We start from the raw sequence: 25,293 nt of genomic DNA, 5'->3' as shown, positions 1-25,293 counted from the left end.
CCGCCGCCGCGCATCACGCCGCCGCCCCCCGGGGCGGCAGCCGGATGGCGATGCGCGTCCCCTTCCCCACCTCGCTCTGGATCTCGATCTTCCCGTGGTGCCGCTCGACGATGCCGTACACCACCGACAGCCCGAGCCCGGTGCCGCGCTCCTTGGTGGTGAAGAACGGGTCGAAGATCTTGGACAGGTGGTCGGGCGGGATGCCCGGGCCGGTGTCGGTGAACGCGATCTCCACCCAGCCGCCGCCCGCCGACGCCGACGCCGACGACTCGACCGTCAGCTTCCCGCCGCGCGCCATCGCCTCGCAGGCGTTCATGATCACGTTCACGCACGCCTGCCGGAGCTGCCCGAAGTCGCCCTCCACCGGCGGCAGCGGCACGAGCCGCTTCTCCAGCGTCACGTTCTGGATGTTGATCTGGTTGGAGAGGAGCTGGAGGCCCTCCTCGACCACCGCGTCCAGGTCCACGTCCTTGAGCGTGAGCGGCCGCTCGCGCGCGAAGTCGAGCAGGTTGCGCACGATGGCGCTGCACCGCTCGGTCTCGCGCTGGACGAGGAGCAGGTGCTTCACGAGCGTCTTGCGCGTCGCGTCGTCGGGCACGCCCTGGTCCAGCGTGCGGACGATGAGCTTCGCGAAGGTGAGGATCCCCGCGAGCGGGTTGTTGATCTCGTGCGCGATGGACGCGGACAGCTTGCCCAGCGAGGAGAGCTTCTCCGAGCGGACCAGCTGGTCCTGCGCGGCCCGGAGCGCGGCGGTCCGCTCCTGCACCTGCTGCTCGAGGCTCGACATGAGCGCGTCGAGGTCGCGGCGCGCCGAGCGCAGCGAGCGCGTCATGTCGTTGAAGGAGGCGGCCAGCAGGCCCAGCTCGCCGCTCCAGGTGACCGGCACCTCGAGCTCCAGCTGCTCGCGCGCCACCCGCCGGGTGGCCTGCACCAGCGCGGCCACCGGCCGCATCAGGTGGTGGCGCGTGAACAGCCAGGCGAACAGCCCGAGCAGGCCCGAGGCGAGCGCGGCGGCCGCCAGCGTCCGCCAGCGGAACGTGTAGGTCTGCGCGTCGAGGCGCGCCAGCGAGACGTCCAGGTCGATGACGCCCAGGACCTCCTTCGTGGCCGGGTGCGCGTGGCAGGCGCCGGTCGAGCAGGACGCCTCGTTGTAGACCGGGGTCATGATCCCCAGCACGCGGTGGTCGCCCGCGCGGAAGACCCGGCTCCGGTCCTCCAGCTCGAGCTTGCGCAGCGGCTGGCCGGCCGCGTGGCAGCCGGAGCAGGCCTCCGCGTCGCGGTCCACCATCCGGCCCACCTCCTCCGGCACGGTGGAGAAGGTGACGCGCCCGTTCGCGTCCATCATGCGGACGCGCTCGATGCCGCCCTGCCGCGCCACGTCCTGCATGATGAGGTAGGCGTCGCCGCGGCGGTCCTGGAGCATGGCGCGGTGGAGCGCGTTGCGGACGGTCTGGCTGAGGAGGTCGGACTCCTGCACCACCTGGCCGAGCAGGTGGCGCTGCACCGCGATCTCCGCCAGGAAGAACAGGCCCACGGTGGCGAGCGCCACCGCGCCGATCATGGCGAACAGCTTGGTGGAGAGCCGCTGCTGCCAGGGGATCTCCAGGCCGAGCGCGCCGAGCGACGCGGGCGCGATGGCCCTGGCGAGGCGCTGGAGCGCGCGGTCCTCCTCCGGCGTGCGGTCCGGCTCCGGGGTGCGCGCCGCGGGCTCCGCCGGCGGGGGCGGCTCGGGGGCCGGGGAGATCCCGGGCGAGGTTCCTGGCGATGCGCTCACGGCGTGCTCGGCCGCTCACCCGTACCGCCGCAGGAAGGCCGGGTGCCTTGCGGTCCGTCAACGATTGTTCAATTTTTCGTCGCCCCGACGCAATCGTCGGCGGCCCGAAATTGCGCGCGAATTGACGCATCCTGCGCGCTCCTGCCGCACCCCGGCGCCCGCGCCCTCGCCGGCGGCCGCGGCGCGCCGCCCCCGGCCGCGGGTGCGCCGGGGCGCGCAGGGGATTTGATCCCGGGCACGCCTCCGTCTACCCTGTCGGGTCCCGTGACCCAGCCCCGCGCCATCCTCCTCGTCCAGTGCCCCGACCGCCCCGGCATCGTGGCGGCCATCTCCAGCTTCCTCTACCGCCACGGCGCGAACATCCTCGACTTCGACCAGCACACCTCGGTGGACAACGGCGGCGCCTACTTCACCCGCCTCGAGTTCCAGACCGACCGGCTGGACCTCCCGGTGGAGGACCTGGAGCGCGCGTTCGCCCTCGACGTCGCCAGGCCGTTCGGCATGGAGTGGCGGCTCACCCTCTCCTCGCAGCGCAAGAAGGTCGCGATCCTGGTCTCGAAGCACGACCACGCGCTCCTGGAGCTGCTCTGGAACTGGGATCGCGGCGACCTGCACGCGGACGTCTCCACGGTGATCTCCAACCACCCCGACCTGCGCGAGTCGGTGGAGTCGTTCGGCGTCCCGTTCGTCCACGTGCCCAACAGCCGCGACACCCGCGCGCAGGCCGAGGCGCGCATGCTGGAGCTGCTCGAGGGCAAGGCCGACCTCGTGGTGCTCGCGCGCTACATGCAGATCGTCTCGCCGGAGCTGGTGGCGCGCTGGCCGAACCGCATCATCAACATCCACCACTCCTTCCTCCCCGCGTTCGTGGGCGCCGACCCGTACCGGCAGGCGTACGACCGCGGGGTGAAGATCGTCGGCGCCACCGCCCACTACGTCACCGCCGAGCTCGACGCCGGGCCCATCATCGACCAGGACGTGGGCCGGGTCTCGCACCGCGACGCGGTGGACGACCTGAAGCGGCTCGGGCGCGACCTGGAGCGGCGGGTGCTGGCCCGCGCGGTGCGCTGGCACTGCGAGGACCGCGTCATCGTGAACGGCAACAAGACCGTCGTGTTCAGCTGACGCGCGGCGGGGCGCCCGCCCGGCCGCAGCGCGCGGCGCGTGCCCCGGGCCGCGGCCGGCCACACCTTCCGGCGAGGGAGGTGCGCCATGGCGGCCCGGACGCTCACGCTGATGCTCGGCCTGTGGCTGTTCTTCTCCGCGTTCCTGTGGAGGCGGGCGCCCGCCTCGTTCGCGAACGCGTCGGCGGTGGGCCTGCTCGCGTGCGCCGGGGCCCTCTGGGCCATGTGGCGGCCGCGCGTGCGCCTGGCCGGCGTCGCCCTCTCCGCCTGGCTGCTCGCGGGGGCGCTGCTCCTCGGGGAGCCGTCCTCCACGGCCCGGTGGAACGACGTGGCGGTGGCGCTCGCGATGTTCCTCACCGCGCTCGTGCCCGGCACCATGCACTCCTCGCGGCGCGCGACCGCCGCGAGCGCCTGAGCCGCGGCCCCGCGCGGGAGGTGCGGAGGCGCCGCGCCGGCGGCAAGGGTTCCGCCGTGCCCACGCCCGCGTCCCCCGAGCTGCTCGCCCGCCTGCGCGCGGGCATGGCCGAGACCGTCCGCGCGCTGCAGGAGGAGATCTGCGCCGCGCTGGAGCGCGCCGACGGCGCCGCCCGCTTCGCCGCGGATCCCTGGGAGCGCCCCGGGGGCGGCGGCGGCGAGAGCCGCGTGCTCCAGGACGGCGCGGTGCTGGAGAAGGCGGGCGTGAACGTGTCGGAGGTGCACGGGGAGCTGCCCGACGCGCTCGCGCGCAAGGTGCAGGGCGAGGGCGGGGCGTTCACCGCGGTGGGCCTGTCGGTGGTGGTCCACCCGGCCAGCCCCATGGCGCCCACCGCGCACATGAACGTGCGGCTGCTGAGCCGCGGCGGGGGCGCCTGGTTCGGCGGCGGCGCCGACCTCACCCCGTACTACCTCTTCGAGGAGGACTGCAGGCACTTCCACGCCGTGCTGCGCGACGCGTGCGAGCGCCACGCGCCCGGCAGCTACGCCCGCCACAAGCGCGCCGCCGACGCGTACTTCTACCTGCGGCACCGGGGCGAGCACCGCGGCGTGGGCGGGATCTTCTACGAGGACGCCGGGGACGACCTGGAGCGCGAGCTGGCGTTCGCGGGCGAGATGGGCCGGGCGTTCCTGCGGGCGTACCTGCCCATCCTGGAGCGCCGCCGGGCGGCCCCGTTCGGCGAGGCGGAGCGGCGGTGGCAGGAGATCCGGCGCGGGCGCTACGTGGAGTTCAACCTGGTCTGGGACCGCGGCACCGTGTTCGGGCTGGAGACCTCCGGCCGGACCGAGTCGATCCTGATGTCGCTGCCGCCGCGGGTGCGCTGGGTCTACGACCACCGGCCGGCGCCCGGCAGCCGCGAGGCGGCGCTCCTCGACGTGCTGCGCGCGCCGCGCGACTGGGCGTGAGCGGCGCGGCCGGGCGCGTTAACCCACCGGCATGCAGCTCGAGCTGGTCCCCTCGCCCGTCCCCGCGCTGCCGCCGGGCATGCGGCTGTGGCGCGCGCTGCTCCCCGCGCAGGAGCAGCAGGCGCTCCTGGGCGCGCTCGCCGGCCTGGAGCTCGGCGAGGTCCGGATGCACGGGGTGACGGCGCGGCGGCGGGTGGCCCACTTCGGCCGCGCCTACGCGTATGACGCCCGCGCGGTGGAGCCCGGGCCGCCGTTTCCGGCGGCGCTCGAGCCGCTGCGCCGGCGCGCGGCGGCGCTGGCCGGCGTGGAGCCCGCTGCGCTCGCCGAGGCGCTGGTGACCCGCTACCCGCCCGGCGCCGGGATCGGCTGGCACCGCGACGCGCCGGCGTTCGGGAAGGTGGTGGGCGTGTCGCTCGGCGGCCCCGCGCGCTTCCGGATGCGCGAGGGCGGGCCGGGCGGCCGCGCGCTCGAGGTGCTGCTCGAGCCCGGCTCGGCCTACCTGCTGGCCGGCGCGGCGCGCTGGAGCTGGCAGCACGCCATCCCGCCGGTGCCGGCCGAGCGCTGGTCGGTGACGTTCCGGACGCTGCGCGACGCGCCCCCGGCGCGGTGACGGCGCGCCGCCGCGGGAGGTCGCTACGCCTCCGGCGACCCGGTCGCCTCGCGGCGCGTGCGCCACAGCGAGTACGCCATCGCGCCGCCGAGCAGCGTCACCACCACCCCGAGCGACGCGAACGCGTTCACGTGCACCCAGCTCGACGCGACCATCTTCAGCCCGATGAACACGAGCACCAGCGCGAGGCCCGCCTTCAGGTACTCGAAGCGCCGCAGCAGCTGCGCCACCGCGAAGTAGAGCGAGCGCAGGCCCATGATGGCGAAGATGTTCGAGGTGAAGACGATGAACGGGTCGAGCGTGATGCCGAAGATCGCCGGGACCGAGTCGAGCGCGAACACGACGTCGGAGATCTCGATCATGCAGAGCGCCAGGAACAGCGGCGTCGCCACCCGCCGGCCGTCCTCCACCAGGAAGAAGTGGTGCCCCTCCATGCGGCTGGTGGACGGGACCAGCCGGCGCAGCACGCGGAACGCGACGCTCTTCTCCGGGTGGTGCTCCTGCTCCTCGTGGAAGAAGATGCGGATCCCGGTCACCACCAGGAAGCCGCCGAACACGTAGATGAGCCAGTGGAAGCGCGAGAGCAGCGCGGTGCCGCCCACGATCATCACCAGGCGCAGGAAGAACGCGGTGGTGATGCCCCAGAACAGCACGCGGTGCTGCAGCTTCGGCGGGATCGCGAACGACGCGAACACGAGCACGAAGACGAACAGGTTGTCCACCGAGAGCGACTGCTCGATGAGGTAGCCGGTGACGAACTCGATGGCCTTGTTCGCCCCGAAGCGCCACCACACGAACCCGGCGAACGCCGCCGCCAGCGACGCCCACACCGCGGTCCAGCCCAGCGCCTCGCGCGCGCGGATCACCTCGTCGCGCCGGTGGAACACGCCCAGGTCGAGCGCCAGCAGGACCAGCACCAGGACCAGGAAGCCGAGCCAGAGCCAGGGGTTTCCGACGGTCTCGAGCGCGAGGGCGGGAGGGTGCATGAGGCGGCCTTTTTAGACCTTCCGGCGGGTTCGCGCCGGGGAATTCTGGATCCGGGTTAGATTTTCTCCATGGAATGGCTCAACTACCATCACCTCTTCTACTTCTGGACGGTGGCCCGCGCCGGCAGCATCGCGCGCGCCAGCGAGGAGCTGCGGCTCGCGCAGCCCACCATCTCGAACCAGCTCAAGACGCTGGAGGCGAACCTCGGGGTGAAGCTCCTGGAGCGGCAGGGGCGGCGGCTCGTCCTCACCGACGTGGGACGGACCGTGCTCCGCTACGCGGACGACATCTTCCGGACCGGGCGCGAGCTGCAGCGGGCGGTGAAGGGCCTCCCCACCGGCCAGCGGCTTCGCCTGGTGGTCGGCGTGGCCGACGTGATCCCGAAGCGCATGGCCGCGCTGCTGCTGCAGCCGGCGGTGGACGCGCACCCGGACCTGACGCTGGTCTGCCGCGAGGGCCCGCTGCCGCAGCTGCTCGCGGCGCTGGCGCTGCACGAGCTCGACGTCGTCATCGCCGACGTCCCCGCGCCGGAGGACGTGAAGGTGAAGGCGTTCAGCCACCGGCTCGGCGACTGCGGGACCTCGTTCCTGGCGGCGCGGCCGCTCGCGCACCTCAGGAAGGGCTTCCCGCGGTCGCTCCAGGCCGCGCCCATGCTCCTGCCGTCGGAGGGCACCGCGCTCCGGCGCGGGCTCGACACCTGGCTCGAGCGCACCGGCGTGCGCCCGGTGGTCGCGGGCGAGTTCGACGACAGCGCGCTCATGCAGGCGTTCGGCGCGCGCGGGCTGGGCGTGTTCGCCGCCCCGCGCGTGCTGGAGGACGACATCCGCTCGCAGCTCGAGGTGGGCGTGATCGGGCGGGCCGAGGACGTGCGCGAGGCCTACCACGCCATCACCGTGGAGCGCCGCCTGCGCCACCCGGCGGTGGTCACCCTGGCCGAGGCGGCGCGCGACGCGATCTTCGGCGCGCCGCAGGCCTGAGGGCACGTGAGCGCCGTCCCCTCCCGCGCCAGGGCGGCCGGCGGCCGGACCCCGGTTTTCTCGCAGGCTCGCGCCAACATTTTCTATTTGTCTGCGTCAGGCCAGGGACTAGGTTCTCCCTGCGCGCGCACCGTCGCGCGGCGGAGGCCACACCTTGAAGAACCAGCTGAAGACCATCCTGCTCCTCGGCACGCTCTCGGCGCTGCTGGTCGCGTTCGGCGCCAGCCTGGGACCGGGGCCGTTCTGGCTGTTCACCGCGCTCGCGGTGCTCATGAACCTCGGCGCCTACTTCTTCTCGGACAAGCTCGTGCTGCGCATGCACCGCGCCCGCGAGCTGGCGCCCGGGGAGGCGCCGCGGCTGCACGAGATCGTCCGCGAGCTGTCGGGCCGGGCCGGCATCCCCCCGCCGCGGCTGTTCCTCATCGACGAGCCGCACGCGAACGCGTTCGCGACCGGGCGCAACCCGCAGCACGCGGTGGTGGCGGTGACGCGGGGCATCGTCGACCTGCTCGACGAGCGCGAGCTGCGCGGCGTGATCGCGCACGAGCTCGCGCACGTGGCGAACCGGGACATCCTGGTGGCGAGCGTGGCGGCCGGCATGGCGGCGGCCATCTCGAACCTCGCCAACATGCTCATGTTCTCGAGCCTGCTCGGCGGCGGCCGCGACGACGAGGAGGGCGGGGGCGGCGGGCTGCTCATGATGCTCGTCGCGCCCATCGCCGGCACGCTGGTCCAGCTCGGCATCTCGCGCTCGCGCGAGTACCTCGCCGACGAGACCGGGGCGCGCATCAGCGGCGACCCGCTCGCGCTGGCGAGCGCGCTCGAGAAGCTGCAGCGCGGCGCCGAGGTGGTCCCGGCCGCGGCGGGCGCGCCCGCCACCGCCAGCCTGTTCATCGTCAACCCGTTCGGCGCCGGCGCCGTGATGGGCGGCTTGGCCCGGCTGTTCTCGACGCACCCGCCCGCCGAGGAGCGCATCCGGCGGCTCCGCGAGCTGGCGCGCGTGGCCGGCGGCGCCGACGGGTACGGCCCGCGCTCGCGGATGGTGCGCGGCTGATCGAAGGATTCCTCCATCGGAAGCCGGCGCGGAACACGGACCGCGCCGGCCGCCGCGGGGGCGGCGCCCGGTCCTGCTGGGCGGGGACCGGGCGCCGCGTTATCTAGGAGAGGTCATGAGCGCACCCACCATCACCGTCTACACCAAGCAGAACTGCCCGTACTGCGTCCGCGCCAAGCGGCTCCTCGAGAAGAAGGGCGTCGCGTTCGAGGAGATCTCCGTCGAGGGCAAGGACGAGCTGCGCACCTGGCTGGCCGAGAAGAGCGGGCAGCTCACCGTCCCGCAGATCTTCGCCGGGGAGCGCTCGCTGGGCGGGTTCTCCGACCTCGACGCGCTCGAGCAGCGCGGCGAGCTCGATCCGATCCTCCGCGGCGAGTGACGCGTCGCGCAGGGTGGGATGCGGGCGGATGGGTCGCGCGCGCGCGACTTCCTTCCGGAAATCCCGCGCGCGCCGGGCCACTCCGCCGTTGACGCGCGGGCCGGCGTCCTTCAAATAGGGCAGAGCATGGCCGCCGCCCGCGCCCGCACCGCCGCCGTCCTCGCGCTGCTCCTGCCCGCGAGCGGCTGCGCCACGCTGGCGCCGTCGGGCTTCGTGGACGGACGCACCGCGCCGCCGCCGGACGTGGCGCGCCGGGCCGCGGCCGAGCCCGCGCCGGCGCGCGCGCCCGCCGCGCCGGCCCCGTCGCCGCCCTCCCCCGCGCCCGCCGCGCCGCGCTCGATCCCGGAGCTGGTCGCCCGCGCGCTGGAGGTGGACCCCGCCACCCGCGCCGCCTGGCACGACGCGCGCGCCGCCGCGGCGGCCGCCGGCGGCGAGCGCACCGCCTACCTGCCCTCGGTGTCGGTCGGCGCCGGCCTCCAGCGCGCCGAGACCGCGCGGACGCTGACGCGCGCCGGCACCACCGCCACCACCGCCGGGCCGTCCGGCGAGCTCACCTGGATCCTGCTCGACCTGGGCGCGCGCGCGGCGCGGGTGGACCAGGCCGACCAGCTCCTCCTCGCGTCGCGGCTCGCCGAGCACGCGGCGGTCGCCGACCTGGTGCTGCGCGTCCAGGAGACCGCCTACCAGTACCTGGGCAGCCGCGCGCTGGTCGAGGCGGAGGCCGCGGCGGTGAAGCAGGCCGAGGAGAGCCTCGCCGCCGCCGAGGGACGGCGCGGCGCCGGGGTGGCCACCGTCGCGGACGTCCTGCAGGCCCGCACCGCGCGCTCGCAGGCGCGCCTGCGGCTGCAGCAGCTCGAGGGCCAGGCGCTCACCGTCGGCGGCGCGCTCGCCACGCTCGCGGGGCTCCCGCCCACCGCCACGCTCGACCTCGGCGCGCTGCCCGCCGACGTCCGCGTCCCGGAGACCGCCCCGGCGGTCGAGGCGCTGCTGGACGAGGCGGCGCAGCGGAGCCCCGACCTGGCCCGCGCGCGCGCCCAGGCCGGTGCGGCCGCCGCCGGCGCGCGGGCCGCCGAGCGCGCCTGGCTCCCGGTGCTCTCGCTCGGCGCGACCGCCAACCGCTCCTGGTACCTCGATCCGTCCGGCGTGCCGCCCTCCACCGCCTGGACGGTGGGGCTCTCGCTGCGCATCCCGCTGCTCGAGGGGCTCCTCCGGCCGGCGTACGACGCGCTCGCCGCCCGCGCCGCCGCCGACGCCGCCGAGGCGCGCGCCGCCGCGACCGCGCAGGCGGTGGCCCTCCAGGTCTGGACCGGCTACCAGGCGTTCCGCACCGCCGGCCTCCGCGTCGAGACCGCGCGCGACCTGCTCACCTCGGCCCAGGCCTCGAGCGACGTCGCCGCCGGGCGGTACCGCGAGGGCGTCGGCTCCATCCTCGATCTCCTCACCGCGCAGGCCGCGCTGGAGGGCGCCCGGGCCGAGGAGGTGCGCGCCCGCGCCGACTACCTGGTGGCGCTGGCCCAGCTCGCCCGCGCCACCGGCCGCCTCGCGCCGCCCGCCCAGGCCGCCGCCGCGCCGCCGCCCGCGCCAGAAGGGAACCCATGACCGCCCCCCGCGCCACGCCGCTCGCGCTCACCCTCGTCGCGCTCGCCGCCGCCTGCGGGCGGGGCGACGCCGGGCCGAAGGGCCCGCGCCCGGTGGCGGTTCGCACCGCCGTGGCGGAGCGGCGCGACGTGCCGGTGGAGGTCCGCGCCGTCGGGCGCATCGTGGCGAACCAGTCGGTGGCGGTGCGCGCGCAGGTGTCGGGCCCCATCGTCGCGGTGCGCTTCACCGAGGGCCAGGCGGTGCGCCGGGGCGACGTGCTGCTCGAGCTCGACCCGCGCCCGTACCGCGCCGCGCTGGACGAGGCGCGCGCCCGCCTCGCGCAGGACGAGGCGCGCGCCGCGAGCGCCCGCGACGACGCGCGCCGGTTCGCCGAGCTGGTGAAGAAGGAGTACGTCACGCAGCAGCAGGCCGAGCAGGCGGCGGCGGCGGCGACGGCCGCCGCGGCGGCGGTGGCGGGCGACCGCGCGCAGGTGGAGCGGGCCGCGCTCGACCTCTCCTACTGCACCGTCCGCGCGCCGGCGGCGGGCCGCACCGGCCGCCTGCTCGTGCACGCCGGCAACCTCGTCGCCGCGTCGGCGCAGACCCCGCTGCTCACCATCGAGCAGGTGAAGCCGGTGTACGCCGCCTTCTCCATCCCGGAGCGCCACCTCCCGGCGCTGCAGGGCTGGCGCGCCCACCCGCCGGCGGTGCGCGTGCGCGCGGGCGACGGGCCCGAGCTCGCGGGCGTGCTCGACTTCGTGGACAACGCGGTGGACGCCGGCACCGGCACCATCCTGCTCAAGGCGCGCCTCGCCAACGAGGACGAGGCGCTCTGGCCCGGGCAGGTGGTGGACGTCGCGCTCCGGATCGGCGAGCGGCGCGGCGCGGTGGTGGTGCCGGCCGCCGCGGTCGCGCAGGGGCAGCAGGGCGATTACGCCTACGTGGTCGGCGCGGACGGGAAGGCCGAGCTGCGCGGGGTGACGGTGGAGCAGGCGGGCGACGCCGAGGCGGTGCTCTCGAAGGGGATCGCTCCCGGCGAGCGGGTGGTGATCGAGGGCCAGCTGAAGCTGCGGCCGGGCGCGCCGGTGGAGGTGCAGGGGCCGCGCGAGGACGGGCGGAAGGCGCCGGGCACATGAACCTCTCCGAGCCGTTCATCCGCCGGCCGGTCATGACGACGCTCGTCATGGCGAGCTTCATCGCGTTCGGCCTGGTCGCCTACCAGAAGCTGCCGGTCTCCGACCTCCCCAACGTCGACTTCCCCACCATCTCCGTCTCGGCGTCGCTGCCCGGCGCCAGCCCGGAGACCATGGCCTCCTCGGTGGCGACGCCGCTGGAGCGGCAGTTCTCCACCATCGCCGGCCTGGCCGCGATGAACTCCTCCTCGGGCCTGGGGACGACGCAGATCACGCTGGAGTTCGACCTCGACCGCAACATCGACGCGGCCGCGCAGGACGTGCAGTCCGCCATCTCGGCGGCGGGCAGGCAGCTCCCGCAGAACATGCCCAGCCCGCCCACCCTGCGGAAGGTGAACCCGGCCGACGCGCCCATCGTCTACTTCTCGCTCACCTCCCCCACCCTGCCGCTCTCCGACCTGAACCGCTTCGCGCAGGACGTCGTCGCGCAGCGGGTCGCCACCATCGCCGGGGTCGCGCAGGTGCTGGTGTACGGGCCGCAGAAGTACGCGGTCCGCATCGAGCTGGACCCGCAGGCGCTGGCGGCGCGCGGCATCGGGCTCGACGAGGCCACCGCCGCCATCGCGGCCGCGAACCCCAACCTGCCGGCCGGCCTGGTGCAGGGCGGCGCGCGCGCGTTCACGGTGGAGGCGACCGGCGGGCTGATGCGCGCCAGGGACTTCGCCGACGTGGTGCTCGCGTTCCGGAACGGCGCGCCGGTGCGCGTGGCCGACGTGGGCCGGGCGCGCGCCGGCGTGGAGAACGAGCTCGCCGCCGCGTGGCTGTGGAAGGACGGGCGCGAGCAGCGCGCCATCGTGCTCGCGGTGCAGCGCCAGCCCGGCACGAACACCGTGGCGGTGGCGCAGGCGGTCCGGCAGCTCCTCCCCACCCTGCGCGCCCAGCTCCCCGGCGCCGCCCAGCTCGAGCTGCTCTACGACCGCTCCGAGACCATCGAGGAGTCGGTCACCGACGTGAAGTTCACGCTGCTGCTCACGCTCGCGCTGGTGGTCCTCGTCATCTTCGTCTTCCTGCGCAACCTGCCCGCGACGGTGATCCCGAGCCTGGCGCTGCCGGTGTCGCTCATCGGCACGTTCGCGCTCATGTTCCAGCTCGGGTACTCGCTCGACAACCTGTCGCTCATGGCGCTCACGCTCGCGGTCGGCTTCGTGGTGGACGACGCCATCGTGATGCTCGAGAACGTGGTCCGGCACATGGAGATGGGCGAGCGGCCGTTCGAGGCCGCCCTGAACGGCTCGAAGGAGATCGCGTTCACCATCGTGTCGATGACGATCTCGCTCGCGGCGGTGTTCCTGCCGGTGCTGTTCATGGGCGGGATCGTGGGCCGGCTGTTCCACGAGTTCGCGGTCACCATCGGCGCGGCCATCCTGGTCTCCGGGTTCGTGTCGCTGACGCTCACGCCCATGCTGTGCAGCCGCTTCCTGCGGCCCGGCAAGGAGGCCCACCACGGCCGGCTGTACGCCGCGACCGAGCGCGCCTTCGAGGCGAGCCTGCGGATCTACGACCGCGGCCTGGTCTGGTCGCTGGCGCACCCGCGCGCCGTGCTGGCCGGCTCGGTGGTGGTGCTCGTGGCGATGGTCCCGCTGTTCGCGGCGGTGCAGAAGGGCTTCCTGCCGAGCGAGGACACCGGCCGGCTGCAGGTGATCACCGAGGGGCCGGAGGGCGCGAGCTGGGACTACATGGTCCGGGCGCAGCGCGGCGCGGCGCAGGTGGTCGCGACGCACCCGGAGGTGGAGATGTTCATGTCCAGCGTCGGCGGGCGCGGCACCGCCGGCGTCACGCAGGGCAACATGTTCCTGCGGCTGCGCAACCGGCACGACCGCGAGGCGAGCGCGGACGAGCTGCTCGCCCGGCTCCGCGCAGAGCTGGCCCGGTACCCGGCGCTGCGCGTCTTCCTGGTGAACCCGCCGCCCATCAACATCGGCGGCCAGCAGAGCCGCGCCCAGTACCAGTTCACGCTGCAGGACGCCGACACCGAGGGGCTGTACCGGCACGCGCAGGCGCTGGAGGAGCGGCTGCGCGCCATGCCGCTGCTCCAGGACGTCACCAGCGACCTGCGGCTCGCGTCGCCGCGCGTCACGGTCCAGATCGACCGCGATCGCGCCGCGGCGCTCGGGGTGACGCCGGACGCGATCGAGGACGCGCTCTACACCGCCTACGGCGACCGGCAGGTCTCGACCATCTTCGCGCCGGAGGACCAGTACCAGGTGATCCTCACGCTCGGGCCCTCGTTCCGGCTCGAGCCCGCGGCGCTGGCGCTCCTGCGGGTGCGCTCCGCCAGCGGCGCCGCGGTCCCGCTCGACACGGTGGCACGGCTGGAGCGCGGCGTCGGGCCGCTCACCGTGAACCACTCCGGGCAGCTCCCCTCGGTGACGCTGGCGTTCAACCTCCGCGAGGGCGCGTCGCTGGGCCAGGCGGTGAGCGCGGTGCAGGCCGAGGCGGACCGCATGCTGCCGGCCACCGTCGCCACGCGCTTCCAGGGCACGGCGCAGGCGTTCCAGTCCTCCCTGTCCGGCCTGGGCCTGCTGCTCGTCATGGCGGTGCTGGTCATCTACGTGGTGCTCGGCATCCTGTACGAGAGCTTCGCCCACCCGTTCACCATCCTCACCGCCCTCCCGTTCGCCGGCCTGGGCGCGCTCGTGACGCTGCTCCTGTTCCGGGTGGAGCTGTCGCTCTACGCGTTCGTCGGCATCGTCATGCTGGTCGGCCTGGTGAAGAAGAACGGCATCATGATGGTGGACTTCGCGGTGGAGGCGCAGCGCGGCGGGCGCACGCCGGCGGAGGCCATCCGCGAGGCGTGCCTGGTCCGCTTCCGCCCCATCATGATGACCACCATGGCCGCGCTCATGGGCACGCTGCCCATCGCGCTCGGCTTCGGGGCCGGGGCCGAGTCGCGCCGGCCGCTCGGCCTCGCGGTGGTGGGCGGCCTCGTGTTCTCGCAGCTGCTCACGCTGTTCGTGACGCCGGTCTTCTACGTGGCGATGGAGCGGCTCCGGAACCTGCGCCGCCGCGGCGGCTCGTCGGGTGCGGGCGCGCCGGAGCGCTCGGCGGCCGCGCCGCAGGGCTGACCCCCCGCCTGGCCGCGGCGCGCGGCGGTGCCCAGGCTTCCCGCGGAGGGAGGCACACGTGAACCGCGACCAGATCAAGGGCAAGCTCGACGAGCTGAAGGGCAACGCGAAGAAGCGGATCGGCGGGGCGACCGAGAACCCGTCCAAGCAGGCCGAGGGCTGGGTGGAGGAGCAGGGGGGGAAGATCCGCAAGGGCGTGGGCGATCTGAAGGAAGACGCCGAGCGCTCGCGGCGGAGCGACCCGGACCGCGACCTGGACCGCTGAGCAGGCGACGGTCGATGACGACGCGCCCCGGCGACCGCTCGGTCGCCGGGGCGCGCTTTCCTTCGCAAGCCGCCCGGCCGCAGCGCGGCCGCGGCCCGCCTACCAGCCGCAGGACTGGCCGGCGATCTGCTTCCGGAGCCAGGCGCGCAGCGGCGCGAAGTACTCGAGCATGGCGGACGCGTCCGCCTGGCGCGAGCCGGTCAGCGCGGCGTAGGCCTCGGGCCACGGCTTCGACGCGCCCATGGCCAGCATCGCGTCCAGCTTCTTGCCGGCCGCCTTCGAGCCGTAGATCGAGCACTCGTGCAGCGGGCCCTTCCAGCCGGCCGCCTCGCACAGCGCCTTGTGGAACTGGAACTGGTACACGTGCGCGAGGAAGTAGCGCGTGTACGGCACGTTCGCGGGCACGTGGTACTTCGCGCCCGGATCGAAGTCCGCCTCGGTGCGCGAGACCGGCGCGTCCACGCCCTGGTACTTGCGGCGCAGCTCCCACCAGGCCGCGTTGTAGCGCGACGCCGGCGTCTTGCCGGAGAACACGTCCCAGCGCCACTGGTCGATGAGCTTGCCGAACGGCAGGAACGCGACCTTCTCGAGCGCGCGCTTCATCTGCACGTTCACCACGCCCTTCTCGTCCTTCGGCACGGTCTGGATCAGGCCGACCTGCTTCAGGTACCCGGGGGTGATGGACAGCGCGATCGCGTCGCCGATGGCCTCGTGGAAGCCGTCGTTCGCGCCGTTCTGGAACAGCACCGGCAGGTGCACGTAGGCGCGCTGGTAGAAGTTGTGGCCCAGTTCGTGGTGGATGGTGACGAGGTCCTCCTCGGTCGGCCGGATGCACATCTTGATGCGCAGGTCGGCGGAGTAGGTCACGTCCCAGGCGCTGGCGTGGCACACCACGTCGCGGTCGCGCGGCTTCGTGAACTGCGAGCGCTCCCAGAACGTCTTCGGGAGCGGCTCGAAGCCCAGCGAGGTGAAGAACGCTTCGCCCAGCTTCACCATCTTGATGGGATCGGTCTTCTGCCGGCGCAGCGCCGCGTCCACGTCGAGCGAGGGCTGCCCGTGGTACGGCTCGACCAGCGGGTAGAGGTTGGCCCAGTCCTGCGCCCACATGTTGCCGAGCAGGTGCGCCGGGATGGGCTTGCCGTCCGGCACGCGCGCCTTGCCGTAGGCCTTCTGCAGCTTGCTGCGGACGTAGCAGTGCAGCTCCTCGTAGAACGGCTTCACCTGCGCCCAGAGCCGGTCGGTGTCGGCCTCGAACGCGTCGGGCGGCATGTCGTAGCCGCTGCGCCACAGGTCGCCGAGGTCGCGGAAGCCGATCTCGCGCGCGCCCGCGTTGGAGATGGTCACCATCCGCTCGTAGAGCGGGCGCATGTCGCGCGAGATGGTGTGCCAGCCGGTCCAGGCGTCGAGCAGCGCGTCGTAGTCGCGGCTCTTGGCCATCACCTGCTCGAGGTCCTGCAGGTCGCGGCACTTCTCGGCGCCGCGCGCCGCGCTGCCGGGCGCGCCGCACCACTTGCCCTTGCCGTACATGCCCTCGAGCTTCGCGGCGAGCTGCGCCAGCTCGGCGCGCTGCGCGGCGTCGCTCGGCGCCGGGAGCGGCGAGGCGATGCGCAGCAGCATCAGCATGCGCTCGGTGTCGGGGTCGGCGCCGACGCCCTGGAACCGGACCGCGCCGCGGATCGCGTCGGTGAGGTACGCCATCTGGTCCTCGTTGAGGGCCGCGGCGTTCCGCTCGGTGTCGTCGGTGATGTAGGTGGACTTGATCCACTCCGCGGTGGACCAGCGGATCCAGAGCTTCTTCAGCTCCGCGTTCGCCTCGCCCACGAACGCCTTCGCGTCGGCGGCGGTGGGCTTCGCGGCGGCTGCGGGCTGCGGGGGCGCCGCCGGCGCCGAGGGCGTCGCGGCGAGGAGGACGGCTGCGAGCTGCAAGACCGGGAGTGTCGTCATGCGCGCGGATCCTAGGACGGGGTCGACGGGCCCGCCAGCATGGCGGGACCGGACCGTTCCTGAGACGCGAGCGCGCCGGACGTGACCGCGCGGGACGCGCCGCGGGGGACGCGGCCCGCCCCCGCGACGGGCTAGTGAGCCTGGCCGCCGCCGCGGCGGTCGTTCGCGAAGCTCCCCGCGAACGCGCGCGGCTCCTCCTGCACCCGGAACAGCGGGCACTTCTCGCAGGACCAGCTGTCCCAGTCGAGCTTCACCGCGACGTCCAGGCACGCGTCGTAGTGGAAGCAGTAGAGGTTCCGATGGCCGGAGACCGTGGTCTCGGAGCGGATGAGCGTCGCGAGCGGGGTCGGATTGGGCTGGGTGTGCACGCTGGAGGTCTCCCGGGTGGCTGCTCGGGTCGGAAACAGGCAAGCGCCGCCGCCATTCCCACTTTCGGCGCGTTGTGTGAGCCCGAACGTGAGCCTTGACCACACGCGGGGGAAGCCCCCTCCGGGTCGCACCCCGGGCGCCTCGCCCATCGAGGTCTGCTATGACGGACGCTTGCAACCGCCGCCCGGTCCGCCGCGCTCCGTCAGGGATTCGCTCCGGGCGCGACCAGCGGCCTCGCGCCGCACCGGAGCCCCCATGTCCATCGCCGACCCCTGCACCGCCTGTGAGCTCCTCCTCGGCCGGGGCCGCGTGCCCGGCGGGCTGCTGCGCCGCGAGGGCGGCTTCGCGCTGCACGCGCTCGCCGACGCGTCGCCCATTCCCGGCTGGCTGGTGCTCACCAGCGAGCGCCACGCGCGCGCCTGGTACGACCTCGCGCCCGCCGAGCTCGCCGCGCTCGGGCCGCTCGCCGCGCGCGTGATGAACGCGCAGCGCGCCGTGCTCGGCGCCGAGCACGTCTACGCGTTCGCGATCGGCGACGCGCTCCGCCACTTCCACCTGCACCTCGTCCCGCGCACCGCCGCCACCCCGGAGCGCCTGCGCGGCCGCCGCTGCTTCGAGGGCCGGCCGGAGGACATGCTGGGCGAGGACGCGCTCGCCGCCGCGGCGCGCGCCGTGGCCGCCGCGCTGTGAGCCGGCCCCGCTCAGGCCCGCCGCACCTCGGGCACGAGCGGGATGAGCCCCTCCCGGAAGCTCGGGCAGGCGAGCGTCACGCCGAGCGCGGCGCGCGTCCGCTCGGAGAGGACGCGGCGGTCCGGGCCCGGCGGCGCCACCGTGGCGCGGGCGGGCTCGACGCCGATCCGGTCCGCGATCCAGCGCACCACCTCGCGCCGGCGCGCCGGCGCCGCGTCGCTCCCGTGGTAGACCGCGCCCGGCGCGCCGCGCGCGATCGCGGCGAGCACGAACGACACCGCGTCGTCGAGGTGGCAGAAGTTCATCCAGGCCTGCTCGCCCGCCCCGAGCGCGAGCCGGCCGCTCCGCACCCGCTCCACGATGCCGGCCCGGCCGGGCCCGTACAGGCCGGACAGGCGCACCACGCACGCCCCCAGCCCCGCCGCGCCTGCCGCCTGGATCGCCCGCTCCGCCTCCGCCAGCACCTCGGCCGTCGGGCCGAGCGGCATGGGCGGGCTCGACTCGTCCACGTCGAGGCCGTCGCTCTGCCCGAGGACGCCGGTGGACCCGGTGTAGACGAGCCGCGCGCCGCAGCGGCGGGCGTGCGCGAGCAGCGCGCGGTTCGCGTCCAGGTACGCGGCGCGGTAGGCCTCCGTCGTGTCGGAGGTCGCCGACTGGCAGGCGACCACCGCGTCCACCGCCGGTAGCCGCGCCTCGGCGCCCGGCGCGGCGAGGTCCAGCGCGAGCGGCGCGATGCCGGTCGAGGCCAGCGCCGCCGCCCGCGCCGGGTCGCGACGGATCCCGGTGACGCGCTGCCCCTCGAACAGCAACCGCCTCGCGATCGCCGAGCCCAGCCAGCCGCACCCCGCCACCAGCACGTGCATGCGTCACCTCTCCGGGGGATCATCCCACCGCCCGCGGCGCCCGCGAAACGCGGGCGGTGCGCGGCGGCCCGGCCTGCGTCATTATGTCGTCTCGACCCTCGGTTCGCCGTTCCGCCGCGAGGGTGAGGAGACGTCATGGCCGGCGCCTGGACGATCCGATCGACCGTCGAGCTTCGCGGCGGCGTGCGCATGCCGATCCTCGGCCTGGGCGTGTGGCAGTCGCCGCCCGGGGACGAGACGCGCAACGCCGTGCTCGCGGCGCTGCGGCTGGGGTACCGGCTGGTGGACACCGCCCGCGCCTACCGCAACGAGGAGGACGTGGGCGCGGCCATCCGCGAGAGCGGCGTGCCGCGCGACGAGGTCTTCGTCACCACCAAGCTCTGGAACTCCGATCACGGCTACGACTCGACGCTGCGCGCCTGCGACGAGAGCCTGCGGCGGCTCGGGCTCGACCGGCTCGACCTGTACCTCGTCCACTGGCCGGTGCCGAAGCTGCGCGGCGAGACCTGGCGCGCCATGGAGCGGATCCTCGCCGACGGGAAGGCCCGGGCCATCGGCGTGTCGAACTACACCGTGCGTCACCTGGACGAGCTGCTCGCGTCGGCGAACGAGCCGCCCTCGGTGAACCAGGTCGAGCTGCACCCGTTCCTGGTCCAGCGCGGGCTGGTGGACCACTGCAAGGCGAAGGGCATCCAGGTCGAGGCGTACGGCCCGCTGGTGCGCGGGCACAAGATGGAGAACCCGGTGCTGCAGCGGGTCGCGCACCGGGTCGGGCGCACGCCCGCGCAGGTACTCATCCGCTGGGGCATCGAGCACGGCCTGGTGACCATCCCGAAGTCGGTGCACGAGCACCGCATCCGCGAGAACGCCGACGTGTTCGGGTTCTCGCTCTCGCCCGCCGACCTGGCCGCGCTCGACGCGCTCGACGAGGGCTACCGGACGAGCTGGGATCCCACCGACGCGCCCTGATCGCGTTCCGCGGCGCCGGGCCGGCTCACGCGCGCAGCGCCGCGGCCACGATCGCCCTCGCCTCCTCCAGGATGCGATCCAGGTGGGCCGCGTCGCGGAAGCTCTCCGCGTAGATCTTGTACACGTCCTCGGTGCCGGACGGCCGCGCCGCGAACCAGCCCTGCTCCGTCGTCACCTTGAGCCCGCCGATGGCGGCGCCGTTCCCCGGGGCGCGCGTCAATCGCGCGGTGATGGGATCGCCGGCGAGCGTGGTGGCCGCGACCGCCTCCGGCGAGAGCTTGCCCAGGATGGCCTTCTCGGCGGGCGTGGCCGGCGCGTCCACGCGCGCGTAGACCGGCGCGCCGAGGTCGGCGGCGAGCGCGCGGTACCGCTCGGCGGGATCGCGGCCGCTCCGGGCGCGGATCTCCACCGCCAGCAGGTCCATCACGATCCCGTCCTTGTCGGTGGTCCAGGGGCTCCCGTCGCGCCGCAGGAACGTCGCCCCGGCGCTCTCCTCGCCGCCGAAGCCGAGGCTGCCGTCGAGCAGGCCCGGCACGAACCACTTGAAGCCGACCGGCACCTCCACCAGGCGGCGCCCGAGCCGGCGCGCCACCCGGTCGATGAGCGCCGACGAGACCAGCGTCTTGCCCACGGCCGCCGCGGCCGGCCAGCCGTCGCGGTGCGAGAACAGCCAGTCGATCGCGACCGCCAGGTAGTGGTTCGGGTTCATCAGGCCGGCGGACGGCGTGACGATGCCGTGGCGGTCGGAGTCGGCGTCGTTGCCGAAGGCGAGGTCGAACCGGTCCTTCAGCGCCACCAGGTTCGCCATCGCGTACGGCGACGAGCAGTCCATGCGGATCTTCCCGTCGTGGTCTAGCGGCATGAAGCCGAACGTCGGGTCCACCACCGGGTTCGTCACCTCGAGGTCGAGCCCGAACGCGTCGGCGATGGCACCCCAGTAGTGCGCGTTCGAGCCGCCCAGCGGGTCCACGCCCACCCGGAGCGGCGCGCCCCGCGCGGCGTCGAGGTCCACCGCCGCGGCGAGGTCCTGCACGTACGGCCGCACGTAGTCGCGCTCGCGCACCGTGGCGGCCCGCCGCGCCCGCTCCCACGGGACGCGCCGCACCTCGCGGTTGCCGCCGGCGAGCAGCGCGTTCGCGCGCGCCTCGATGGCCGCGGTCACGGCGGTGTCGGCCGGACCGCCGTCGGGTGGGTTGTACTTGATGCCGCCGTCCTCGGGCGGATTGTGCGACGGCGTGATGACGATCCCGTCCGCCAGGCCCGCGGTCCGCCCCCGGTTCGCGGTGAGGATGGCGTGCGAGACGACCGGGGTGGGGACGGGCGCCCCGCCCTGCGAGATCACCACCTCGACGCCGTTCGCGGCGAGCACCTCGAGCGCGGTCCGCTCCGCCGGCTCGGACAGCGCGTGCGTGTCGCGCCCCAGGAACAGGGGACCGGTCACCCCGGCGCGGGCGCGGTGCTCGCAGACGGCCTGCGCCACCGCGAGGATGTGCGCCTCGTTGAAGCTCCGGCGCAGCGAGGAGCCGCGGTGGCCGGAGGTGCCGAACGCGACCCGCTGGGCGGGGACGGACGGGTCGGGCGCGTCCGCGGCGTAGCGGCGGAGCAGGTCGGGGACGTCCACCAGCACGTCCCGCGGCGCGGGCTTTCCGGCGAGGGGATGGGCCATGGAAGGATCCTGGCACGCCCCCGGCCCTTGTCACGACCTCGTGCGGGCCCGACAATGCGCGGGATGCCCGCGCTCGCCCTCGCCGCCCTCCTCGCGCTCGCCGGGGCCGCCCCGTCCGCCGCCCCGGCCGGCTTCCAGGCGCTCGAGCCCGGCCTGGAGCTGGGCCACTTCGACGGTCCGCCCGGCGTCGCCGGCGACGGCAAGATCGTGGTGGTGCGGATCGACCCGGCCCGCTTCGAGCTGCGGCTCCTGAACGCCTCGGCGCCCGCCCACGGCGGGCTGCTCACCGCGCGCGCCTGGGCGGAGCGGGCCGGCGCGTCCGCCGCCATCAACGCGAGCATGTACCAGGAGGACTTCCGCACCAGCGTCTCGCTGATGCGGACGCGCGAGCACGTGAACCAGCGGCGCGTCTCGCGCGACCGCACCGTGCTCGCCTTCGACCCGCTGGAGCGCGGCCTGCCCGCGGTGCGGATGATCGACCGCGACTGCGAGGACCTGGACGGCGCGCTGCGCGGCTACGGCGCGGCGGTGCAGTCGATCCGGATGATCTCCTGCCAGCGCAAGAACGTCTGGGCCCCGTCGGCGCGCCGGACCTCGGCCGCGGCGGTGGGCGTGGACGGCAAGGGGCGCGTGCTGTTCATCCACGCGCGCAGCCCCTGGCCGGTGCACGAGCTGGTGAACGCGCTGCTGGCCCTGCCGCTCGACCTGCGGCAGGCGATGTACGTCGAGGGCGGCCCCGAGGCGCAGCTGTTCGTGCGCGGCGGCGGGCGCGAGCTGGAGCGGGTGGGCGCGTTCGAGGCGGCGCCGGCGGCCGACAACCGCGACGCGTGGCCGGTCCCGAACGTGATCGCGGCGGTGCGCCGCCGGTAGCGCACGGGGCCTGCGGCCCGCCCCGCGGCGTCCGCCCCCGACGTGTGCCCGCCCCCGGCGCGGCGCTTCCCCCGCGCGGCACCGGCCCCCACCGTGCGGCGCGATGCGGCCGACCGCCCGGAACCTCGCCCCCCTGCTCGCCGTCCTGTGCGCCCCGCCGGCGCTGCTCGGGGGGTGCGGCCACGCCGAGGCGCGCCCCCGCGCGGCCGCGCAGGACCGCGACGGGCTCTCGGCGCTGTGGAGCTACTATCGGTACACCCACGTGCAGGGCGGGCGGGTGGCCGCGCTCGACGAGGGCGGCGTCACCACGTCCGAGGGCCAGGGCTACGCCATGCTCCGCGCGGTGTGGATGGACGACCGCGCCACGCTCGACGCGGTCTGGCGCTGGACGCGCGAGAACCTGGCCGTGCGCGAGGACCGGCTGCTGGCGTGGCGCTGGCTGGGCGGCAAGGTCCAGGACCGGAACGCCGCCACCGACGCGGACCAGGACGTGGCGCTCGCGCTGGTGCTCGCGTCGCGCCGCTTCGGCGACCCGCGCTACCTCGAGGCGGCGCGCCCGCTGCTCGCCGACATCTGGGCGCGCGAGGTGATCCGCGCCGGCGGGCGCTGGCTCCCCACCGGCGGGAACTGGGCGCCCGCCGAGCGCTACCCGACCATCCACGTCGCCTACCTCGCGCCGTACGCGTACCAGGTGTTCGCCGACGTGGATCCGGAGCGCCCCTGGGCCGAGCTGGTCGAGTCGAGCTACCAGGTGCTGCGGTTCCTGATGATCGAGAAGGGCCTGGCGCTCCCGCCCGAGCGGATCTGGGTGGACCCGCGCACCGGCGAGCTGCTGCTGGCGCGCCCCGGCGGCGCGCCCGACGCGTTCGGCTACGACGCGGTGCCGATCTACTGGCGGGTGGCGCTCGACGCGCGCTGGTTCGGGCGGCGCGGCGAGGCGGAGCTGCGCGCGCGGCTGCTCCGCTTCCCCGCCGAGGCGTTCCGCGACGAGGGGCGGCTGCGCGAGCGGTACACGACCTCGGGGCGTCCGCTCTCCGGGCTGGACGGGCTCCCGCACCTCGCCGCGGTGCAGGCGCTCGCGCAGGTGGAGGATCCGGAGCTGGCGCGCGCCATGCGGGCGGCGAGCCTCGACGCGCTGTTCGACCGCGCGCTCTCCGGCGAGGCCACGCCCTACTACCTCCACAACTGGCTCTGGTTCGGGCGCGCGCTGGAGGCAGGGCTCCTGCGCCGCTTCGACGAGCCGCTCGCGTTCCTCTCCTCGCTGGACTGGGGCGCGTTCCGCGATCGCTTCCCGCTGCTGGCGGTCGGGCTGGCGCTGCTGCTCGCGCCGCTGGCGCGCCGCCTCTGGCCGGCGCGCGCCGCCCTGGTGGCGCTCGCGCTCGGGCTCTCGGTCCGGTACCTGGCCTGGCGCGCCGGCGCGACGCTCAACTTCGTCGAGCCGCTCGGCCCGCTCCTCTCGCTGTCGCTCCTCGCCGCCGAGGCCTACGCGCTCTCCACCGTCGCCCTCCTCGCGGTGCAGGTCGGCCTGCGCCACCGCGCCCGCCCGCCGGAGCCGCCGCTCGGGCCCGAGGAGCCGCACCCGTCGGTGGACGTGATGGTGCCCATCTACTCCGAGCCGCTCGACATCCTCGACAAGACGCTCGCCGCCTGCGCGGCCATGCGCTACCCGCGCAAGACGGTGGTGGTCTGCGACGACTCGCACCGCGACGAGGTGGCCCGGCTCGCGGCCGAGCACGGCGCCCGCTACCTGGCCGGCCCGCGGCGTCACGCCAAGGCCGGCAACCTGAACGCCGCGCTGGCCCGGACCGACGGCGAACTGGTGGTCGTGTTCGACACCGACCACGTGCCCACCGCCGCGTTCCTGGAGCGGACGGTGCCCTGCTTCCGCGACCCGCGCCTCGGCGTGGTCCAGACGCCGCACCACTTCTACAACCCCGACGTCTTCCAGCGCGCGCTCGGCGCGCCGGCCGCGGTGCCGAACGAGGCCGACCTGTTCAACCACGCCATCCAGGGCGGGCGCGACCGCTGGGGGGGCGCGTTCTTCGTGGGGAGCGGGGCGGTGTTCCGCCGCGAGGCGCTCGCCTCGGTGGGCGGCTTCCACCTGCTCTCCATCACCGAGGACATCCACACCAGCCAGAAGCTGCACGCGAGGGGCTGGCGCACGCGCTTCGTGGACGAGGACCTCGCCGCCGGGCTCTCCGCCGAGGACCTGGCGAGCTACGTGGTGCAGCGGCGGCGCTGGATGCTCGGGTGCCTCCAGATCTTCTTCCGCGACAACCCGCTCCTCCAGCGCGGGCTGCCGCTGCGCCACCGCGTCGGCTACCTCGCCTCGCTCTGGTACTTCTTCTTCCCGCTCGCGCGCCTCGTGTTCTTCGCGACGCCGCTCGCGTACCTGCTGTTCCACCTGCACCCGCTCTTCGCCGAGCTCCCGGTGCTGCTCGCCTACCTCGTCCCGCACCTGGTGGCCGCCCCGCTGGCCGCGTCCGCGCTGGTGCCGGGCTGGCCGCGGGCGCTGTGGGGCAGCCTGTACGAGGGCGCGGTGGCGTTCCCGCTGGCGCGCGCCACGCTCGACCTGCTCCTGCCTCGGCGCCTCGGCTTCAAGGTGACGCCCAAGGGCGTGCGCTCCGAGCGGCGCCGCTTCGACCTGCGCACCTCGGCGTTCACGCTGGCGGCCGCCGGCGTCGGGCTCCTCGCGATCGCGAAGGGCGCGGCGGAGCTGTGGGCGTTCGGCATCGAGGTCGAGGCGTACGCGTTCAACCTGGCCTGGGCGGCCGCGAACCTGGTCTCGGTGCTGCTCGCGCTGGTGGTCGCCTGGGAGCGCCCGCAGCGCCGCGAGGACGAGCGGATCCGGCGGCGGGTGCCGGTGCGGCTGGAGGCGCCGGGCCTCTCGCTCGACGCGACCACGCTCGACCTCGCCCGCGGCGGCGCCGCGGTGGCGCTGCCGCCCGGCGCCGCGCTGCCGGCCGAGGTGGAGGTGGCGTTCGGCGCGCCCGAGCCGCTCCGCCTGCGGGCCCGGGTCGCCTACCTCGAGGCGGTGGGCGGGACGCCGCGCGCCGGGCTCGCGTTCCAGGGCGTCTCCGCGGCCGACGCGCGCGCGCTCGTCCGCATCGCGTTCTCGGCCGACGGGGCGCACGCGGGCGCGCACGCCGGCCGCAGCCGGTGGCAGGTGGCGATGGCCTGGCACCTCCTCGCCGGGCTGTGGCGGGCGGTGCGGCCGCTCCGCGCGCGGCGCCGCCTCGGATCGCGGCGGCGGACGCTCCGGCCGCTCCGGCTCTGCGGCGCGGGGCGCGCCTGCCGGGCCGTGGCGGTGGACGCGTCGCCGGGCGGGCTGGGCCTCGTCGCCGCCGGCCCGGGCGACGCCATGCCCGCCCCGGGGACGTCGCTGGCCCTGCTCGCCCCCGAGGGGATCGCCTGGGCGCGCGTGGCCCACGCGCACCGCATCCTCCCGGGCCTCTGGCGCCTGGGGCTGACGCTCCAGGCGGAGCCCGTCCCGGGCGCCGAGCCGCATGCCTACCTTGCCGCCTGACGACCTGACG

At 75.0% G+C, this 25,293-nt stretch carries 21 protein-coding genes; 15 read left to right on the top strand and 6 right to left on the bottom strand.

Going from position 1 to position 25,293, the window contains the following annotated elements:
- Positions 1 to 13: 13 nt before the first annotated feature.
- On the bottom strand, positions 14 to 1,774 hold the full coding sequence (locus ANAEK_RS09355; protein WP_012525911.1) for an ATP-binding protein: 1,761 nt from the start codon (positions 1,772 to 1,774) through the stop codon (positions 14 to 16).
- A gap of 264 nt (positions 1,775 to 2,038) precedes the next feature.
- Between ANAEK_RS09355 and purU the strand changes: the two genes are divergently transcribed.
- From purU to ANAEK_RS09335, 4 genes are all read left to right on the top strand, one after another.
- Positions 2,039 to 2,899, top strand: a complete 861-nt coding sequence (gene purU / locus ANAEK_RS09350; RefSeq protein WP_012525910.1) for a formyltetrahydrofolate deformylase — start codon at positions 2,039 to 2,041, stop codon at positions 2,897 to 2,899.
- An 87-nt stretch (positions 2,900 to 2,986) separates the two neighbouring features.
- On the top strand, positions 2,987 to 3,313 hold the full coding sequence (locus ANAEK_RS09345) for a hypothetical protein (RefSeq protein WP_012525909.1): 327 nt from the start codon (positions 2,987 to 2,989) through the stop codon (positions 3,311 to 3,313).
- 104 nt (positions 3,314 to 3,417) lie between these two features.
- Positions 3,418 to 4,278 carry an oxygen-dependent coproporphyrinogen oxidase gene (gene hemF, locus ANAEK_RS09340; protein ID WP_049778444.1) on the top strand — a complete coding sequence of 287 codons (861 nt, stop codon included), beginning with the start codon at positions 3,418 to 3,420 and terminating at the stop codon, positions 4,276 to 4,278.
- A 31-nt stretch (positions 4,279 to 4,309) separates the two neighbouring features.
- Positions 4,310 to 4,888 (top strand): alpha-ketoglutarate-dependent dioxygenase AlkB, encoded by a 579-nt coding sequence (locus ANAEK_RS09335; protein WP_012525907.1) that lies wholly within the window; start codon positions 4,310 to 4,312, stop codon positions 4,886 to 4,888.
- A gap of 23 nt (positions 4,889 to 4,911) precedes the next feature.
- Here ANAEK_RS09335 and ANAEK_RS09330 read toward each other — a convergent pair whose 3' ends face one another.
- Positions 4,912 to 5,874: a TerC family protein gene (locus ANAEK_RS09330; protein WP_012525906.1), complete on the bottom strand. Its 963-nt coding sequence runs from the start codon at positions 5,872 to 5,874 to the stop codon at positions 4,912 to 4,914.
- A 69-nt stretch (positions 5,875 to 5,943) separates the two neighbouring features.
- On the opposite strand from ANAEK_RS09330, the gene nhaR reads away from it, so the two are divergent.
- The 7 genes from nhaR to ANAEK_RS09295 all read left to right on the top strand — a co-directional run bounded on the left by nhaR (position 5,944) and on the right by ANAEK_RS09295 (position 14,386).
- Positions 5,944 to 6,852, top strand: a complete 909-nt coding sequence (nhaR, locus tag ANAEK_RS09325) for a transcriptional activator NhaR (RefSeq protein WP_012525905.1) — start codon at positions 5,944 to 5,946, stop codon at positions 6,850 to 6,852.
- Between the two features lie 154 nt (positions 6,853 to 7,006).
- The gene (locus tag ANAEK_RS09320; RefSeq protein ID WP_012525904.1) at positions 7,007 to 7,906 is read left to right on the top strand and encodes a zinc metalloprotease HtpX; all 900 of its coding nucleotides are present in this window, start codon (positions 7,007 to 7,009) and stop codon (positions 7,904 to 7,906) included.
- A gap of 115 nt (positions 7,907 to 8,021) precedes the next feature.
- The gene (gene grxC, locus ANAEK_RS09315) at positions 8,022 to 8,285 is read left to right on the top strand and encodes a glutaredoxin 3 (RefSeq protein WP_012525903.1); all 264 of its coding nucleotides are present in this window, start codon (positions 8,022 to 8,024) and stop codon (positions 8,283 to 8,285) included.
- A gap of 126 nt (positions 8,286 to 8,411) precedes the next feature.
- Positions 8,412 to 9,884: a TolC family protein gene (locus ANAEK_RS09310; RefSeq protein ID WP_012525902.1), complete on the top strand. Its 1,473-nt coding sequence runs from the start codon at positions 8,412 to 8,414 to the stop codon at positions 9,882 to 9,884.
- On the top strand, positions 9,881 to 10,999 hold the full coding sequence (locus ANAEK_RS09305; protein ID WP_012525901.1) for an efflux RND transporter periplasmic adaptor subunit: 1,119 nt from the start codon (positions 9,881 to 9,883) through the stop codon (positions 10,997 to 10,999). The genes ANAEK_RS09310 and ANAEK_RS09305 overlap by 4 nt, the downstream gene beginning before the upstream one ends.
- Entirely contained in the window at positions 10,996 to 14,121 is a 3,126-nt protein-coding gene (locus ANAEK_RS09300) for an efflux RND transporter permease subunit (RefSeq protein WP_012525900.1), read from the top strand. The genes ANAEK_RS09305 and ANAEK_RS09300 overlap by 4 nt, the downstream gene beginning before the upstream one ends.
- A gap of 58 nt (positions 14,122 to 14,179) precedes the next feature.
- Entirely contained in the window at positions 14,180 to 14,386 is a 207-nt protein-coding gene (locus ANAEK_RS09295; RefSeq protein WP_012525899.1) for a CsbD family protein, read from the top strand.
- A 99-nt stretch (positions 14,387 to 14,485) separates the two neighbouring features.
- Here the strand turns inward: ANAEK_RS09295 and ANAEK_RS09290 are convergent, their stop codons facing one another.
- Together ANAEK_RS09290 and ANAEK_RS09285 are read right to left on the bottom strand one after the other, a co-directional pair.
- The gene (locus ANAEK_RS09290) at positions 14,486 to 16,330 is read right to left on the bottom strand and encodes a M2 family metallopeptidase (protein WP_012525898.1); all 1,845 of its coding nucleotides are present in this window, start codon (positions 16,328 to 16,330) and stop codon (positions 14,486 to 14,488) included.
- Positions 16,331 to 16,461: 131 nt separating this feature from the next.
- Positions 16,462 to 16,698, bottom strand: a complete 237-nt coding sequence (locus tag ANAEK_RS09285) for a hypothetical protein (protein WP_012525897.1) — start codon at positions 16,696 to 16,698, stop codon at positions 16,462 to 16,464.
- A 256-nt stretch (positions 16,699 to 16,954) separates the two neighbouring features.
- Here ANAEK_RS09285 and ANAEK_RS09280 point away from each other — a divergent pair, with 256 nt between their 5' ends.
- A complete protein-coding gene (locus ANAEK_RS09280) occupies positions 16,955 to 17,389 on the top strand; it encodes an HIT family protein (RefSeq protein WP_012525896.1) in 435 nt (144 codons plus the stop codon).
- An 11-nt stretch (positions 17,390 to 17,400) separates the two neighbouring features.
- Here ANAEK_RS09280 and ANAEK_RS09275 read toward each other — a convergent pair whose 3' ends face one another.
- Positions 17,401 to 18,252, bottom strand: a complete 852-nt coding sequence (locus ANAEK_RS09275) for an NAD-dependent epimerase/dehydratase family protein (protein WP_012525895.1) — start codon at positions 18,250 to 18,252, stop codon at positions 17,401 to 17,403.
- A gap of 135 nt (positions 18,253 to 18,387) precedes the next feature.
- Here ANAEK_RS09275 and ANAEK_RS09270 point away from each other — a divergent pair, with 135 nt between their 5' ends.
- Positions 18,388 to 19,221 (top strand): aldo/keto reductase, encoded by an 834-nt coding sequence (locus ANAEK_RS09270; protein WP_012525894.1) that lies wholly within the window; start codon positions 18,388 to 18,390, stop codon positions 19,219 to 19,221.
- A gap of 25 nt (positions 19,222 to 19,246) precedes the next feature.
- Here the strand turns inward: ANAEK_RS09270 and pgm are convergent, their stop codons facing one another.
- Positions 19,247 to 20,887, bottom strand: a complete 1,641-nt coding sequence (gene pgm / locus ANAEK_RS09265; RefSeq protein ID WP_012525893.1) for a phosphoglucomutase (alpha-D-glucose-1,6-bisphosphate-dependent) — start codon at positions 20,885 to 20,887, stop codon at positions 19,247 to 19,249.
- Positions 20,888 to 20,950: 63 nt separating this feature from the next.
- On the opposite strand from pgm, the gene ANAEK_RS09260 reads away from it, so the two are divergent.
- Both ANAEK_RS09260 and ANAEK_RS09255 read left to right on the top strand, forming a co-directional pair.
- Complete coding sequence (locus ANAEK_RS09260; protein ID WP_232288416.1) at positions 20,951 to 21,757, top strand: phosphodiester glycosidase family protein; 807 nt, start codon at positions 20,951 to 20,953, stop codon at positions 21,755 to 21,757.
- A 103-nt stretch (positions 21,758 to 21,860) separates the two neighbouring features.
- Positions 21,861 to 25,283 (top strand): glycosyl hydrolase family 8, encoded by a 3,423-nt coding sequence (locus ANAEK_RS09255; RefSeq protein ID WP_012525891.1) that lies wholly within the window; start codon positions 21,861 to 21,863, stop codon positions 25,281 to 25,283.
- The last annotated feature ends 10 nt before the right edge of the window (positions 25,284 to 25,293 follow it).

Origin of the sequence: Anaeromyxobacter sp. K, from assembly GCF_000020805.1 — a bacterium.
In the GTDB taxonomy this organism is placed as follows: Bacteria; Myxococcota; Myxococcia; order Myxococcales; family Anaeromyxobacteraceae; genus Anaeromyxobacter; species Anaeromyxobacter dehalogenans.
This window is presented reverse-complemented; position numbering and strand designations above follow the sequence as displayed.